The organism is Nostoc sp. (genome assembly GCF_036917355.1).
In the GTDB taxonomy this organism is placed as follows: domain Bacteria; phylum Cyanobacteriota; class Cyanobacteriia; order Cyanobacteriales; family Nostocaceae; genus Nostoc.
This window is the reverse complement of the sequence record NZ_JBALDP010000046.1, coordinates 61,082-78,073: the sequence shown is the minus strand read 5'-3', so window position 1 is coordinate 78,073 and position 16,992 is coordinate 61,082. Positions and strand designations below refer to the sequence as shown.

At 40.7% G+C, this 16,992-nt stretch carries 10 protein-coding genes; 6 read left to right on the top strand and 4 right to left on the bottom strand.

Annotated features, from left to right (window positions below):
• Nucleotides 1-266: 266 nt before the first annotated feature.
• Both V7K53_RS13725 and V7K53_RS13720 read left to right on the top strand, forming a co-directional pair.
• On the top strand, nucleotides 267-6,134 hold the full coding sequence (locus V7K53_RS13725) for a trifunctional serine/threonine-protein kinase/ATP-binding protein/sensor histidine kinase (protein ID WP_335198073.1): 5,868 nt from the start codon (nucleotides 267-269) through the stop codon (nucleotides 6,132-6,134).
• Between the two features lie 180 nt (nucleotides 6,135-6,314).
• Nucleotides 6,315-6,902 carry a Uma2 family endonuclease gene (locus V7K53_RS13720; protein WP_335198072.1) on the top strand — a complete coding sequence of 196 codons (588 nt, stop codon included), beginning with the start codon at nucleotides 6,315-6,317 and terminating at the stop codon, nucleotides 6,900-6,902.
• Nucleotides 6,903-7,175: 273 nt separating this feature from the next.
• On the opposite strand, the gene V7K53_RS13715 is transcribed toward V7K53_RS13720, so the two are convergent.
• Nucleotides 7,176-7,451: a hypothetical protein gene (locus V7K53_RS13715; RefSeq protein WP_335198071.1), complete on the bottom strand. Its 276-nt coding sequence runs from the start codon at nucleotides 7,449-7,451 to the stop codon at nucleotides 7,176-7,178.
• Between the two features lie 226 nt (nucleotides 7,452-7,677).
• On the opposite strand from V7K53_RS13715, the gene ada reads away from it, so the two are divergent.
• Genes ada through V7K53_RS13700 form a run of 3 tightly spaced genes read left to right on the top strand, consistent with a single transcriptional unit; the run spans nucleotide 7,678 to nucleotide 10,446 of the window.
• Entirely contained in the window at nucleotides 7,678-8,757 is a 1,080-nt protein-coding gene (ada, locus tag V7K53_RS13710) for a bifunctional DNA-binding transcriptional regulator/O6-methylguanine-DNA methyltransferase Ada (protein ID WP_335198070.1), read from the top strand.
• Nucleotides 8,741-9,379, top strand: a complete 639-nt coding sequence (locus V7K53_RS13705) for a DNA-3-methyladenine glycosylase family protein (RefSeq protein WP_335198069.1) — start codon at nucleotides 8,741-8,743, stop codon at nucleotides 9,377-9,379. Before ada ends, V7K53_RS13705 begins: the two co-directional genes overlap by 17 nt.
• A 53-nt stretch (nucleotides 9,380-9,432) precedes the next feature.
• On the top strand, nucleotides 9,433-10,446 hold the full coding sequence (locus tag V7K53_RS13700; protein WP_335198068.1) for a DMT family transporter: 1,014 nt from the start codon (nucleotides 9,433-9,435) through the stop codon (nucleotides 10,444-10,446).
• 186 nt (nucleotides 10,447-10,632) lie between these two features.
• Here V7K53_RS13700 and dapF read toward each other — a convergent pair whose 3' ends face one another.
• Nucleotides 10,633-11,472, bottom strand: coding sequence for a diaminopimelate epimerase (gene dapF, locus V7K53_RS13695; protein WP_335198067.1), 840 nt, complete (start codon nucleotides 11,470-11,472; stop codon nucleotides 10,633-10,635).
• Between the two features lie 69 nt (nucleotides 11,473-11,541).
• Between dapF and V7K53_RS13690 the strand changes: the two genes are divergently transcribed.
• Nucleotides 11,542-11,760: an Hfq-related RNA-binding protein gene (locus tag V7K53_RS13690; protein ID WP_335159414.1), complete on the top strand. Its 219-nt coding sequence runs from the start codon at nucleotides 11,542-11,544 to the stop codon at nucleotides 11,758-11,760.
• Between the two features lie 227 nt (nucleotides 11,761-11,987).
• Here V7K53_RS13690 and V7K53_RS13685 read toward each other — a convergent pair whose 3' ends face one another.
• Both V7K53_RS13685 and V7K53_RS13680 read right to left on the bottom strand, forming a co-directional pair.
• Nucleotides 11,988-13,772, bottom strand: coding sequence for a diguanylate cyclase domain-containing protein (locus V7K53_RS13685; protein WP_335198066.1), 1,785 nt, complete (start codon nucleotides 13,770-13,772; stop codon nucleotides 11,988-11,990).
• An 816-nt stretch (nucleotides 13,773-14,588) separates the two neighbouring features.
• On the bottom strand, nucleotides 14,589-16,928 hold the full coding sequence (locus V7K53_RS13680; RefSeq protein ID WP_335198065.1) for a cation:proton antiporter domain-containing protein: 2,340 nt from the start codon (nucleotides 16,926-16,928) through the stop codon (nucleotides 14,589-14,591).
• Between the last annotated feature and the right edge of the window lie 64 nt (nucleotides 16,929-16,992).

Below are 16,992 nucleotides of genomic sequence, written 5' to 3'. Positions count from 1 at the left end.
AAAGATGTAACACTGCTACGTCTCGACAAGGGTTATGGATAATAATTAATTTCTAGAAATGCCTAATAGGTGATGAATTAATAAAAGTTTTTAGTCAGCTAATCGTCATTCAAATAGCATCTCCGTGTCTTTGCGTAAGAGTATCTGCACATCAGCTTATTATCATATCATTGAAAAACAAACCCTGATTTTGGGAACAATAACGATATATGTGCTGCTAAAAGTTAAACTTTTTACCAGCAGTCTTGATTATTGAGAGCATAACCATGACAACAGCAATTTATGAAGTTTATAGCATGAGCGGCTATAAATTAATAGAAACACTCTACCAAGGTTCCAAAACCGTAGTCTATCGAGCCATCCGACTGGTGGATGAAGAACCTGTTGTCATTAAAATACTGCAAGTCGAATCCCCTACTTTTAACGAGCTGTTGCAGTTCCGTAACCAATATACTATTGCCAAAAATTTAAATATTCCTAGTATCGTTCGTCCCTATAGTCTAGAAGCATATCGCAATAGTTATGCTTTAGTAATGGAAGATTTTGGGGGAATTTCTCTGAGAGAATATACCAAAACTCAATCACTGGAACTTGTAGAATTTTTCACAATCGCCCTGCAACTTAGTCATATTCTCCATGAACTCCACCAAGAACGGGTAATTCACAAAGATATCAAACCGACTAATATTCTGATTAATCCGCAAACCAAACAAGTAAAACTCATCGATTTTAGCATTGCTTCTTTGCTTTCCACAGAAAACCAAACTACGATCAGTCCCAAGGTTTTAGAAGGAACTTTGGCTTATTTATCTCCCGAACAAACTGGACGCATGAACCGAGGAATAGATTACCGCAGTGACTTTTATTCTTTAGGTGTGACATTTTTTGAACTAATCACAGGACAATTACCCTTTGAGTCAGAAGATTCAATGGAGTTGGTGCATTGTCATATTGCCAAACAGCCACCATCCCTTTGGGAAGTCAAAAGTCAAAAGTTGACCCTGAGCGCAGTCGTTGGCGCAGCCTCTCGTAGAGAAGGGTCAAAAGTCAAAAGTGAAGAGATTCTGGAAGTGTTGTCAGATATTGTCATAAAATTGATGGCGAAAAATGCTGAAGATCGTTATCAAAATGCTTTAGGGTTAAAACACGATTTAGAAAATTGTCTCTGCCAATTGAACGAAACGGGTAAGATTAAATACTTCCAAATTGGACAACGGGATATTTGCGATCGCTTCATTATTCCAGAAAAATTATATGGGAGAGAAACAGCCGTCCAACAACTCTTGGAAGCCTTTGAGAGGGTTTCTCTGGGAAAGCGTGAAATCATGTTAATTGCTGGTTGTTCCGGCGTTGGTAAAACTGCGGTAGTGAATGAAGTTCATAAACCAATCGTTCGGCAACGGGGTTATTTTATCAAAGGTAAATTTGACCAGTTTAACCGAAATATTCCCTTATCTGCTTTTGTACAATCCTTGCGTGATTTAATAGTGCAGTTATTAACAGAAACCGATCGACAACTGCAACAATGGAAAAAAAATATTCTGGCAGCATTAAGAGACGATGGACAGATGATCGTTGAAGTTATCCCCGAATTAGAAAAAATTATCGGTAAACAACCCCCGACATCAGAATTATCAGCAGAGGCGGCGCAAAATAGATTTAATTTATTATTTCAAAGTTTTATTCAGATTTTTACGAGAAAAGAACATCCTTTAGTTATTTTTCTGGATGATTTGCAATGGGCAGATTTAGCCTCATTAAAATTGATCCAATTACTAATGGATGAGTCAGACTCTGGATATTTATTACTAATTTGTGCTTATAGAGATAACGAAGTATCGTCTGCCCATCCGTTAATCTCAACTTTAGATGAGCTAAGAAAAATAGGCACAACTATTAACTTGATGACTCTGCAACCTTTAAGTCAATTAAAATTGAATCAGTTAGTCAGCGATACATTAGGTTGCAAAGAAGAATTAGCATTACCTCTTTCGCAATTAGTGTTTCACAAAACTCAGGGAAATCCATTTTTTGCAACACAATTTATTAAAGCTTTGCACCAAGATGGGTTGATTATCTTCAACTTTGCAGAAAGCTGCTGGCAATGTGATATTGCAAAAATCAATCAGCAATCTCTGACAGATAATGTTTTGGAATTCATGGCATTTCAATTACGGAGGCTGCCAGAATCAACTCAACAGGCTCTAAAGTTAGCTGCTTGCATTGGCAATCAATTTGATTTAGCGACATTGGCGATCGTCTCTGAACAATTGGAAACCGAAACAGCAGCTTGTTTATGGAATGGGTTACAAGAAGGTTTGATTTTGCCCCAAAGTGAAGTTTATAAGTTTTATGTTGGGCAAGAAGAACAAATATTTACTCCACAAACTTCCCAAAATACTGGATACAAGTTCTTACACGATCGCGTTCAGCAGGCTGCCTACTCGTTGATTCCAGACGACCAAAAGCAAGCCACCCATTACAAAATTGGGATGCTATTGTTAGGCAATTCCTCAGATTTGGAACGAGAAGAACGACTATTTGAAATTGTCACTCATTTGAATGCCGCTAGTTCCTTAACCACTGAACCTTCAGAGCGGCAAGAACTGGCACAATTAAATCTGAGCGCAGGACGGAGAGCAAAATCTGCAACTGCATACACAGTAGCCGTCGAGTATCTGACCGTGGGAATTAGTTTGCTGTCCCATTCTTCCTGGGAAAGCCACTATGACTTGACCCTGGCCCTGTATATCGAGGTAACTGAAGCCACCTATCTCAACGCCGATTTTGAGCAGATGGAACAATGGGTAACAATTGTGTTGCAACACGCTAAGACTTTGCTCGACAGCATTCCCATATATGTAACCAGAATGATGGCAGGAAGATCGCAAGGTCTTCCATTGAAAACGCTGAATATTGGCTTGCAGGTGTTACAACTGTTGGGTATTGAGTTTCCTCAACAATCAACTGCGGCAGATATTGGACGAGCAGGTGAAGCAATTATGCGGTTATGGGAAGGACGTTCTTCTCTGGATTTGCTCAATTTATCCACTATGAAAGATGCTCACCGCTTGGCAGCTATGAGCATCATGAGCAAAATGATTCCAGCTGCCTATCTTGCAAGACCTGCTTTAATGCCTCTACTGATATTCAAACAAGTAGAATTTTCGATTAAATATGGTAATTGTCCTGTTTCTGTCTATGCTTATGCCGACTACGGCATCATCCTCTGTGGTGTGCTTGGTAATCTGGAAGCTGGTTATGAGTTTGGACAATTGGCGTTAAACCTGCTGGAACAGTTGCAGTCCAAAATCTTTAAATCCAGAACCTACTTTATCGTCTACTACTTTATCCGTCATTGGAAAGACCCATTGCGCGAACAACTTGTGCATCTGCAAGAGGGCTACCAAAATGGACTGGAAACTGGAGATTTGGATAGTACAGCATTGAATGCCCAAGCTTACTGTCACTATGCTTATTTTGCAGGGCGAGAATTAACTGGGTTGGCGAATGAAATGGCAGCCTATCGCCAAAGCATCTATTCACTCAAGCAAGAATCGCCGCTGCAATATCTGGAGATTGCTTATCAAGCTGTACTCAACTTGCTAGGACATAGCCAATCTCCCGATCGCTTAACGGGAACGATTTATCATGCAGAACAACGATTATCCCTTAATCAGGCAACCCAAGACCGAACGGGATTATTTTATTGGCAAGTTAATCAAACGATTCTCTGGTATTTGTTTGGGCAGTATCAAGAAGCTGCCCAGCAGTCTGCTCAAGCAAAACAGTATTTAGATGCTGGTATCGCCCAATTTAGTGTTGCTCTGTATTTTTTCTACGATTCTTTGATTCGTCTCGCAGTTTACAAAGCCGCAACTGAGTCAGAACAGCAACAGATTTTCGCCCAAGTCGAGGCGAATCAAGAGAAAATGCAAAAATGGGCAGCATTTGCTCCCTGTAACCATCAACACCGTTGGGATTTGGTGGAAGCTGAACGGTATGCTATTAGCAATCGCGCCGTAGCAATGGACTTTTACGATCGCGCGATCGCTAAAGCCAAGGAAAACGGCTTCCTCCAAGATGAAGCCCTCGCTAACGAACTCGCTGCCAAATTCTACCTGAACTGGGGCAAAGAAAAAGTTGCCCAAGCCTATATGCAGACAGCCTACTCTGGCTATGCCCGCTGGGGAGCCAAAGCCAAGACAGATGACTTAGAAAAACGTTACCCACAATTGCTGCATCCAATTTTGCAACAGACAGTACAAACAGTAAATCTGTTAGAAGCCTTAGCAACAATTGCTAACCCAATCAACTCATTTACTAGTACCGCGACTTCTTCCGGCAGCAACATCAACAACATACTTGACTTGAGCGCTATCCTCAGAGCGTCGCAAACTCTTTCTGCAACAATTCAACTTGATGAATTTTTACAACAACTTACCCAAATCATTCTCGAAAATGCTGGTGCTGATAAATGTGCCCTGTTTTTACCTGAAGATGAGAAATGGCAAATACGCGCAATTACTACTCTTGATAGCACTAGCTTAAAATTAGAACCGCTCGAAAATAATCTTAATGTTCCAATGGCGCTGATTCAGTATGTAAAAAATACAGCTAGTGTGGTTGTGATTGACGATCTCAAAACTAATTTACCGATAGTTGATGATTATTTAATTCAGCATCAACCCAAGAGTGTGATATGTTTACCGATACTCAATCAGGGGCGTTTAGTAGGAATTTTATACTTAGAAAATCATTTAACGAGTGGGGTATTTACTAGCGATCGCATTTTAGTATTGAATTTCCTTTGTACTCAAGCGGCAATTTCTCTAGAAAATGCTCGGCTTTACGCGAATCTTCAGCAAAGCGAAGCCCGTTTCCAGAAAGTTGCCGATAATGTTCCTGGAGCGATTTACCAACTCCATGTGACAGCAGATAATTTGGCTTCTATGCCCTATATTAGTTCTGGCTGCTATAACCTTTACGAAGTGACAGCAGAAGAAATAATCGCCGGCAAGCAAAACCCTCGTTCTCTAGAACATCCCGATGATATTGCTGGTATCGAGCAGGCAATGATAGAATCTGCCCAAAATCTGACACCGTTTGTTCACGAATGGCGACTGATCGCGCCATCAGGAATCGTGAAATGGGTGCAAGCAGCATCTCGTCCAGAGATGCAAGTGGATGGTGCAATTGTTTGGGATGGTTTAATTTTAGATATTAGCGATCGCAAAGCTGCCGAAGCTGTCGTCCAGCAAAAATCTCAACAACTAGAACAAGCAATTGAAGACTTACAAAAAGCCCAATTACAAATTGTCCAAAGCGAAAAAATGTCAGCCCTTGGGAATTTAGTTGCAGGTGTGGCCCACGAAATCAACAACCCAATTGGCTTTATCGCTGGAAACGTCAACGAAGCGAAGTTGGGATTAGAAGATATTATTGAACACTTGCAATTGTACCGTTCTGGCGCATCTACAACAGAAATTGAACAACATGCCCAGGAGATTGAGATTGATTATCTCTTAGAAGACGTACCCAAAATGATTAAATCTATGGACGTGGGGTGCGATCGCATAAAAAATATCAGCACTAGCTTGCGAACTTTCTCGCGTGCAGATAAGGATTACAAAGTTCCGTTTGACATCCATGAAGGTATTGATAGCACTATTTTAATTTTGAAACATCGTCTCAAGGCTAATGAACAACATCCAGCAATTGAAGTCATTACCAACTATGGCAATATTCCCCAAGTAGAATGTTTTCCTGGGCAACTCAATCAGGTATTTATGAATTTGCTAGCAAATGCCATTGATGCCTTAGAAGAATCGAACCAAGGATACAGTTTTGATGAAATTGAAGCTAATATTAATCGGATTATTATTACAACATCAATGCATAACGATAAATATGTAAAAATTCAAATTTCTGATAACGGTATTGGAATAAACGATGATGTCAAAAAGCGAATTTTTGAGCATTTATTTACTACTAAACTTGTCGGTAAAGGTACAGGATTAGGATTAGCGATCGCTCGACAAATTATAGTTGAAAAACATGAAGGTACTTTGGTAGTAAATTCTACTTTTGGCCAAGGTTCTGAGTTTGAAATAACACTACCAATCGGTAATTGACCAATAATTACAATTACTAATGACGTTCTCTAAGTTTGCGTAGCATGTGGCTTGCGGCTACAAGTAAGCAGACTGCCTAACGCTACGCTATCAGTGGAGGGTACAGAGCAAGCACTGCAACTACGAATTACTTTGACAGACTACTAGAATAGATATATTGCTTCCACCCAAACTGATAACATGAATACTACCACCGTCAGTTTACCTCCTACCCTCGAATTAAATATCGACTTAACTGACGAGCAATTTTTTCAGCTTTGTCAAAATAATCGAGACTTAAAGTTTGAGCGTACAGCTTCAGGGGAATTAATTATTATGCCACCTACGGGGAGTAGTACTAGTGACCGTAATGCCGATTTAACTTATCAATTAAGAGCTTGGAGTCGTCAAAATAAGCTAGGTAAATCTTTTGACTCTTCTGGTGGTTTCAAACTTCCCAACAGTGCAGAGCGTTCTCCAGATGCTTCCTGGGTGAAAATGGAACGGTGGAATGCTTTAAGCGAAGCAGAAAAAGAAAGATTTGCTCCTTTGTGTCCCGATTTTGTGGTTGAGTTAATGTCTCCAAGTGATTCCTTAGAAAAAACGCGAGTCAAAATGAGGGAATACATGGAGAATGGCGCAAGATTAGGATGGTTAATTAATAGAGGACAGCAGCAGGTAGAAATTTATCGTCCCAATCGAGAAGCTGAGATTTTACAAAGTCCTAAAACTCTATTGGGAGAAGATGTTTTGCCAGGATTTGTTTTAGATTTAGCAGAAATTTGGTAAGTAATTGCCTACCCCGATCATTCGTAAGAAACAAGATCCCCGACTTCTTAAATAAGTCGGGGATCTGGGGGTTGCAATTTTCACAAATTAAATAGGATTGCTATACTACAAAATTATGATAATTTAATTTCACTAATAGCCCAGCCAAGTACTTCCAAAAACTGTTTGAGAATTATTTCATCATTCAGAGCCGAAAAGGGAATATACCAGCAATAAGGATTAATAGAAATTGAGGTTTCTACAACAGACTGAAATCGAGTCAGAAGTTCTCCTTTACGATCTTCTAAATTGAATGGTGGGAATTCCATCTCGATCGAGAAATAAATGATCGAGCGCCCAACGTCCAGCACTATCTTCGCTATCTGGTATTGCTATCTCCCGTGAGATTAACAACCAGCGTCTTGGTGCAACACTGTCTATCTGTTCTCCTGCTAACAAACTCGGATAGTCAGCTAGTAGCTTTTGTAACCCATCCTTTGATTCATAGGGTTCTTCCTTCATTTCAACTAATTGAGAATAATCCTGAATCAGGTAAATACCACCACTCATAAAAACTCCGTTGTGTTGACCTAATTTAAGGTTCCCGGTTTCATCGAGTAGTGAACACCCGTTCAGCGAGTTGGTACATTAAAAAACTGAGATAATCAACTTTGATCGCAACAATCAGATAGAAAGTAGTTTATCAATACATTTAATCTAGTTTTACCTAAAGACAAAACCTAATAATGGGCACTCCAAAGTAGGGATACTTTGCAATATATCCAAGGAGGCATCAATGCAATTACAACAGACACAATTTTTAGAAGAAACCCTCTGGCAAGCAGTTCTCAATCGAGATTCTACTTTTGAAGGTAAGTTTTTCTATGGTGTTCGCTCTACAGGCATTTATTGCCGACCTATTTGCCCTAGTCGCAGACCGAATCGCAATCAAGTTTGTTTCTTCCAGTCGGTACAAGATGCTGAAATTGCAGGTTTTCGAGCTTGTAAGCGCTGTCAGCCACAATCTGAAATAGTTCCAAATACAGCCAAAATCTTAGCAGTATGTCGATATATTGAAGCACAAGTTGACCACATACCAACCCTCTCAGAATTATGCTCTCAGGTGGAAATGAGTCCGAGTTACCTACAAAGAATATTCAAGCAAATAATTGGCGTATCTCCCTTTCAATATGCAGATGCGCTGCGTAGCCAACGATTGAAGCAGCGTTTACAGTCGGGGGAAGAAATTGCTGATGCAGTTTACGATACGGGGTATGGTTCAAGTAGTCAACTGTATGAGAAAGCACCTAAACAATTAGGAATGACACCAAAAATTTACCAACAAGCTGGAAAGACAATTAGCATTATTTATGCGATCGCTCCATGTTCACTAGGATATTTGCTTGTGGCAACAACAGAGAAGGGTATCTGCGCTGTAAAATTAGGTGATGAAGCAGACAAGCTTGAACACATTTTGAAGCAGGAATTTCACCAAGCCCAGATTGTGCGTGACGATCGCACACACAAAGACTGGATAAAATCAATTCTTGACTTTATTGTGGGAGATGCAACCCATCTCGATTTACCACTTGATATCCGTGGGACAGCATTTCAGAAACAGGTTTGGCAAGCATTACAAAAAATTCCCTATGGCGAAACGCGCACCTATGCCGATATCGCCCGTAATCTTGCCAAACCCCAAGCAGTCCGCGCGGTTGGTAATGCTTGTGGCGCTAATCCGATCGCGCTGATTGTACCATGTCACCGGGTGCTGCGGAGTGATGGCAGTCTTGGTGGTTATCACTGGGGAATCGATCGCAAACAAAAACTGCTTATACAAGAATCGAAATTTTACAAACATGACTCAAACTCCTGAACTAGAATCGTTGACTGAAGAAAGTTTGACCCGTGGTTTAATGTTGCTTGCCAAAGTGGATAGCGATTTGGCTCGGATTTTAGAGACATTGGGGCCTCCACCGATATGGTCAAGAGAACCAGGTTTTGCAACGCTTCTGTGCATCATTCTGGAACAACAAGTTTCCTTAGTGGCTGCAAAGGCTGTATTTACCCGACTATGTGGGGTTGTTGTCACTCTAACCCCAGAAAAATTTCTGATATTGGATGATGTTCAATTAAGAGGAATTGGATTCAGTCGGCAAAAGATTTTATACTGTCGTGGGTTGGCGAATGCGATCGCAACTGGTCAGCTTGACCTAACCAAGCTGGAAACAATGGACGAAAATACGATCAGAACTGAGTTAAAGCGCCTCAAAGGCATCGGAGACTGGACAGTTGATATTTATTTGCTCATGGCGCTGCAACGTCCTGATGTCTTTCCTAAAGGCGATTTAGCGATCGCGATCGCTCTACAAAAACTCAAAAACTTGGCAACGCGTCCAACACCAGTTCAACTAGAAGTCATGACACAGCACTGGCGACCGTGGCGAGCAGTTGCGGCAAGACTTCTATGGCATTATTACCTGAGTAATCCCAAATAATTGCTACTTCTCCCTTGGCCCATTTGGCGGTTCGTATAATAAATATAAACTAAATGGCAGAAAATCAATTAAGCCTAACACCAGAAAATGATAAAAATTCAAAAATTCTGCCGATAATCATAGTAATAATTGCATTATTAGCTTTATCTTCAACAGCAATTTTTATTAAAATTGCTGTTAGAGAAATGAGCGCTATTACTACATTATTTAATCGGTTATGGATAGCGACTATTATCTTTGGATTATGGAGTGGAATTAACCAAGTACGGACTCAAATTAAAGATGATGAACCTGTATTACCACAGCAACATTATCCAATCAAAGAGATAGCGCTTTTAATAGCAGTGGGTCTAGTTCATGTATTAGGCCGATTATCTTGGACTTGGTCGCTAACTCAGACTGGTGCAGCTAATGCTAATGCTTTAGGTAGCCTCAATCCGCTATTTACTACTTTAGGAGGATGGCTATTTTTTAATCAAATTTTTGGGCGCAAATTTATCATCGGTCTGTTCTTAGCTATAATCGGTGCGATCGCTGTTGTATTTGAAGATTTGTTGCGTTCTAATCATAATTTTACAGGTGATGCTGTTGCCCTCATATCATCGATATTTTATGCAGCAAACTTTTTACTTATTGAGCAGATCGGTAATAAGTTTTCAATTATCATCATCCTCGTGTGGCGCTGTGCGATCGCAACTTCATTGATGATACCAGTAGTGCTAATCTTGGAAAAACAAGTTTTCCCAGTTACTTTGTCGGGGTGGTTAGTAGTATTTGCGCTAGCTGCTATTTGCGAAGCCTTGGGTCATGGGCTAATTGTATACAGCCTCAAAAATTTTTCATCAGGATTTATCTCTTTACTCTTACTACTCAATCCAGTGATTGTTGCGATTCTTGCCTGGATACTTTTCTCGGAAAACTTGAGTATTTTTAACTTGTTAGGGTTGGCTCTAATTTTAGGAGGTATATATCTCGCAATTTCTAATAAAGAATCTGTGCAATCTAAAATTAATCCCCAGATTCAATCTTCAGCAGAAATAGATTCATCCCCCAGTTCCCCAAAATAATACCAATTTGAAAAAATAATGCAACAAATAGACCATATTGTAGAGACGCGATTCATCGCGTCTTTACTCAAGGATGTGTTGCAATATTAATTAAATAGCTATAAGAAAGGCTGGCAAAGCCCACCACAGACATCGCAGCAAGGCTTCTATGGCACTACTACTTGAGTAATGCCAATAGTAAGTCGGTTACAGTTTACCCGTGAATACCTTTTCAGCCGGGCCTGTCATGTAAACTCGTTGGTCTACTTCTGACCATTCAATTTGCAAGGGGCCACCTGGTAATTCTACAGTCGCGGTGCGATCGCATTTCCCTGTTAACACTCCAGCTACTAAAGAAGCACAAGCACCAGTACCACAAGCTAATGTAATCCCAGCCCCCCGTTCCCATACCCGCATTTTCAAATAGTCACGGCGTACCACTTGAATAAATTCGGTATTTATGCGTTGCGGGAAAGCTGGGTGATGCTCAAATTTCGGGCCGATGGTTTCTAACTCAATTGCTGCAACATCTTCCACAAAGGTAATGCAGTGGGGATTTCCCATATTTACACAGGTGACTTCCCAAGTTTGCCCCGCTACCTCTAACGGCTGAGAAATGACTTTTTCTTGGGCGGGTGTAAGAGTGGTAGGAATTTCGCTAGCGAGTAACCTGGGTAAACCCATATCTACTTTAACTTGACCATCAGATAAGAGTTGGGGAGTCATTACACCACCCAAAGTATGAATGCGATATGAGTCTTGATTCCGGGATTCGCCTTCTAAATCTGCTAAAAAGCCAGCTAAACAGCGAATGCCATTGCCACACATTTCTGGTTCTGAACCATCAGAATTAAAAATCCGCATGGTGTAGTCAGTGCCGTTTTCTCCGGGGAGGGCAAAAATGACACCATCAGCACCGATACCAAAATGGCGATCGCACAACTTGATGGCTTGTTCTGGAGTCACTACAGGCACTGATGACGAGCGATTGTCAATCAAAATAAAGTCGTTGCCTAGACCATGATACTTAGTAAATTCGATTGCCATTTCTTCAAGGATGAATTATCAAGGATTAGTTACTCTTTATTTTGCCTTGTAGGTTCATCTTTACTAAAAATGCTTACCGAATTTGACACCACTTTACCCAGTATTAGACAAGTCCAAAACCTGATTAAACAAACAACGCCAGTAGAATTAAAGCTGCTGACTCAGGACGTGCTGACAGGAAAGGTTTTATGGCAAGATCCACAGTGTATCTGTATTGCGGATGAAAACAGTCAGCAAACCACCGTTTGGAAACAGGCGATCGCTTACATCAAGCCGCAAGTGAGTTAGGAGTGAGGCAGAAAAATCACAACCGATCGCTTTATCACTTGCTTCACTCGAATTAAAAATTCAAGCCCACGGCTTAAGCCGTGGGCTTGGAATAAAAATGGCTTGCGCATCGCATCTGGGAACAATTCTTTATTTACTGTGGAATACAAGACCACAACTAAAGTTATCTATTTAATTTTCTATTTTTAATTTTGAATTTTATATTTTTAATTGTTTTGTCACTGGGCTTAGAGTTTTGCAGCACAAACCCACCGATTGCGTCCTTGTTCTTTAGCTTTATATAAAGCTTTGTCGGCTGCATTAATTAATTCTTGAGATGAACTTTTATCTGTTGGTTTTTGAATTGCAACACCTAAGCTGACGGTCACAAAATATTGAAAGTTATTCTTCTTTTTATGGGGAATCTTTAATTCTTGAATAGATTTTTGAATTAACTTAGTTACTTTAATCGCACCTGATTCGTTCGTATTTGGCAAAATGACAATAAATTCTTCACCACCATAACGAGCTAGTAGATCGGTAGGACGCTTTAATACAGATTGTGCTGCATGAGCAACTCGTATTAAGCATTCATCCCCAGCTAAATGTCCATAAGAATCGTTATAATCCTTGAAATAGTCAATATCAAATATAATTAAAGATAAATAATTTTCACTTAGTTTTAGTCGTTCCCATTCCTGCTCTAAAAACTGATCGAAACAATGACGGTTGGCAATTTGGGTTAGAGCATCTAGCTTACTAAGTTTTTCTAACTGAGAATTTGCTAGTTCTAAAGCATTGTTTGCTTGAGCAAGTTGATTAGCTTGAGAGCGGAATTGCTCTAATAACTCAGAATGTTCTAAAGCTACATTAAACTGAGCAGCTAACTGGTGGATAAATTGAATTTCCGACTTTTTCCACTCGCGCGAACAATGGCACTGATGAACACATAGTAATCCCCATAAAGTTTTTCCTTTCATTAGAGGTGCAACAATTTGTGCCTTGATTTGAAATTGCTCTAATAGTTGAATGTGGCAATCTTTTAGACCAGCGTGATAAATATCTGATAATACCTGTATACGCCCTTGGTGATAAGCAACTGCATAGTTTTCACTAAAACAATTATCCTTGACCTTGATGGCGATCGTAGAATCGTAGTCAGGCAATACATTCTCAGAGACAAATTCACCAGAGGTATAGTTCGATTCCGGGTTAAATCGAAAGATACTGACACGATCGCTCCGTAAAGCCTTACGAATTTCTCGTGCAGTAGTCTTAAACAAGGTGTCTAGATTCAGAGATTCACGAATTTCAGCAACTAAATGAAACAGAATCTCCTGCTGCTGATTTGCTTTATACAGTTCTGCTGCTTTTTGTTCTGCTTGAGCTAAAAATTCTGCTTGTTTAACTGCAAATCCTAACTGCGTTGCAATCTGAGATAGAAACTGAATTTCTAATTGTTTCCATTCATGTGGCTGTGAATGCTGATAAGCTGCAAGCACTCCCCACAGGTTTTTTCCCACAAATATTGGTGCAGTTGCATAAGCTCGAATATGGAACTGTTCTAAAATTTCTAAATGGCATTGAGACAAGCCTGCTGCGTAGACATCTGAAGCAATTAAAGTTTCATTATTACGATACCGTCCACCTTGATTTTCTTGTAGATAAGAGTCATTCCAAACTGTATTTTTTCCTAATGTCTCGACATCATCCCATCCAGTCTCTGCAAACTCAAAGTCGCTGACAAATTCTCCACCCCAGTTTTCATAGAAACGATAAACGGCAATTCTCTCAACGCGGAGTAATTTGCAAGTTTCTTTAGTGGCTGTACGAAAAATTGTTTCTAATTCAAGAGAAGCTCGGATTTTGCTAATAACTCGGTAGAGCGCCCTTTCTTGCTCTTCTAACTGCTGAATTTGAACTTGTTTATCATGGAGTTTAGTTTCTAAATTACTAACACTAGGCTGTCCTAAAAGCTTACAGAGTAGATTAGCAGATACTCTAGTAATAATACGTAAACTTGTGTACAACATTATAAGTATAATTTCAGGAATATTTTAAAGATGAAAAGAGACAGCTACAACGATGTAAAAACGTAGTTTTTCGTAGTTTATAACCATTATCGCGTAAGAAAGTTTCGTGGTCGCTTTTATTCATCTGACTTTTGCCATTAAGTCTTAAAAAGCGTTCTCACAAATAATTTTCGATAAAGTACTGTAGATACAGTACAGTAATTATCATTATCGCCAAAGTATCTGATAACTGAAAATATGAGATGAAAAAGTATTGTAAAGACAGAAGAAATTTGTAAAAAGTAAAGCTCAATTCTTAGATAAATTCAGTTATCAAACAAGGTAATCAAATTCAATACACCAAAAACTTCTGCGATTGACAAAGATCAAGCAGATGACCCCATTAAATATTTTTCTGCAAAAGAGAATCAAAATTTAGAGTAGTCAAGGGCAAAAGATTGCCAGTCCTCAAGCTTGATTTGTCGCCTTACCCCGCAACCACTTTTCATATCATGTCCAGTTAAAGACTTATCATTAAGACCGCAGAGCGGCAGAGGTGCAGAGGGGAGGGGTTTTTGGCTTTCTGCATAGATTTGGGAATTATAACTAATTAGCCGGACATGATATCAAACATCCTTTTAAGCTCTTACGGATGGACTGTTACCGAAACTGAGCTGCAAATTACTCAATCCATGATAATGTCCACATCAGAGAGAACATCTTGGATCTGGGTATTATCCTAGAAGAATATAAAAAAGCACCCCAAATAGCCAAGTCACTACCATCCCAAAGGCGCGATCGCTATATTGAGTCGCTTAACTTGCGGAGTCTTAAAACTTAATCAGTCACACTATCCGCAGGTAGAAAGTCTTTGAGCGCTTCTGCCTCACCAGCTTTCACCATTGGGATTGAAAGGGGTACTGAACTAGCGATCGCAAATAACTGTTGTAGTTGACTCAGACCTGTCAAGCCACCACATAACAATACTTGGTCGCCGACTCGTAAATCCATGCCGCCATCAGGATAGCGGATAAATTTACCATCTCGCCGGATCGCTTGTACCTGTACTTTATATTGCTTGGCGATATCTAAATCTGCAAGGGTTTTACCTAGTGTTGGCGCGTCTGCATTGACTGTAACCCACTGACAAGCACTATTTTCTCCGGGAACAGCCGCTTGTCCCTTAGCGAATTCTGCCAAAGCTGCCAGTTCTTCATCAGCTCCCACCACCAACAAGCGATCGCCTTCTGCCAATTTGGTTTGATTGCTGGGATAATCAATTTCTTCGCCGTTAGCGCGACGAATTGCCATCAAACTCGCTCCTGTTAAATAGCGCATATCTGCCTCTTCTATGCTCATGCCAATTAAGGGCGAATTAGATGGGAGAGGATACCAGCGCTGATTTAAATCGCGGGTGGCTTGGCGCAAATCACGAGCAACTTCAGTTGCAGAGCGCTCTGGCCGCAAATCTAAATAATGATCGTTGCGGATTTGCTGCATTTCTCGTTGGACAACAGGTGGCGACAACAAACCTAAGCCAGTTAATAAATAGGTTGCCATTTCTAAGCTGGCTTCAAACTCTGGTTGCACAACTTCCCTGGCTCCCAATTGATACAGCACCTCAATATTTTTATCCTGAGTAGCACGGACAACCAAATCTAATTCTGGGCGCAATTCCAAAGCCCGTTTCAAGCAAAGACGAGTACTCATGGGGTCTGGGAGTGCGATCGCCATTCCTTTGGCATGATTCACCCCGGCAGTTTCCAGAACGTGTAAACTTACGCAATTGCCATAGACATAAGATACCCCAGCCTCACGCAACTGCTGAATTCTACTCTCTGATTGGTCGATTACTACCATAGGTAGGTCATGTTGCTGCAACAACTTCACCAAATTCTTGCCGACTCGCCCATAGCCACAAACTACCACATGGTCTTTGAAGGGCAAATCTTCCGATACATCCCGCGCCTCATCTTCTTCTAAATACGGTCTTAACCAAGGTATTGATTCAGCAAAGTTAAATAAAAATGGCACTAACCGCAGTACAAAAGGAGTCAGCATGAGAGTGACTGCGGTAGTTCCCAAAATTAATAAGTATATTTGTCGGGATACCAGCCCCAAAGACTGCCCTTCACTAGCGAGAACAAAGGAAAATTCCCCAATTTGCGCCAGTCCCAAACCGGCGATTATGGCTGTTTTCAAAGGGTAGCGGAACAGTTTCACTAGGGGCGTGATAATCAAAAATTTACCTACAAAAACTATTGCCACCAACCCCAAAATCAATTCTAGGTTGTTCCACAAAAACACTGGGTCAATTAACATCCCAATGGCAGCAAAAAATAAACTGGCAAAAATATCTCGCAGTGGTTCGACATAAGTCAGGGTTTGGTCGGCGTACTCTACCTCAGAAATCATCAAACCCGCGACAAATGCCCCCATTTCAATGGACAGTCCCAAATGCTCTGTCAACAGGGCAATGCCTAAACACAGGGCTACAACCCCTAATAAAAATAGTTCTTTGCTTTCAGTACGGGCTAGCAGTTGCAACAAAGGCGGTATTAGCCAAATCCCCGCAGCTACCGCACCAGCAGCAAATAAAGCAATTGAACCTAGCGCTGTTAGAACAGCAATGCCAATAGTTTCTGCTGGTTGGTTGAGGGCTGGTAAGACTGCTAACATTAGTCCCAGTGCCAAGTCCTGGACTACCAAAATCCCTAGCATCACTTGCCCGTGGGGCGTTTCTGTTTCGTTGCGCTCCATCAAGCACTTGAGGACAACCGCTGTGGAAGACAAGGACAGAATACACCCCAAAAACATCCCCTTCGCAGGTAAAGCTCCCCAGGCTCCGCTTAACCCGCATACTAAAACTGTCACCAAAATTGTCAAAGCAATCTGGAGTCCACCTCCACCAAGAGCGATCGCTTTTACCTTCTTGAGTTCCGCAAAGGAAAATTCCACACCCAAGGCGAATAACAAAAAGGCGACCCCGAACTGTGCCAGAGTCTCTACTTGAATCAGTTCTTTAATCAATCCCAGTCCCGTTGGCCCAATAACTATCCCGCCAATGAGATACCCCAGCAGCACTGGTTGTTGCAAAAGTGCCGCTAATAGTCCGCCACAGGCTGCAACGCCTAGAACTAAAACTAAATCAACAATTAACCGAAAATCTTCTTGCACCAGTTTTAAAAGAACTATTAAGACCTATTAATTCAGGATACAAAGTTTTACGATCTCAAACAGC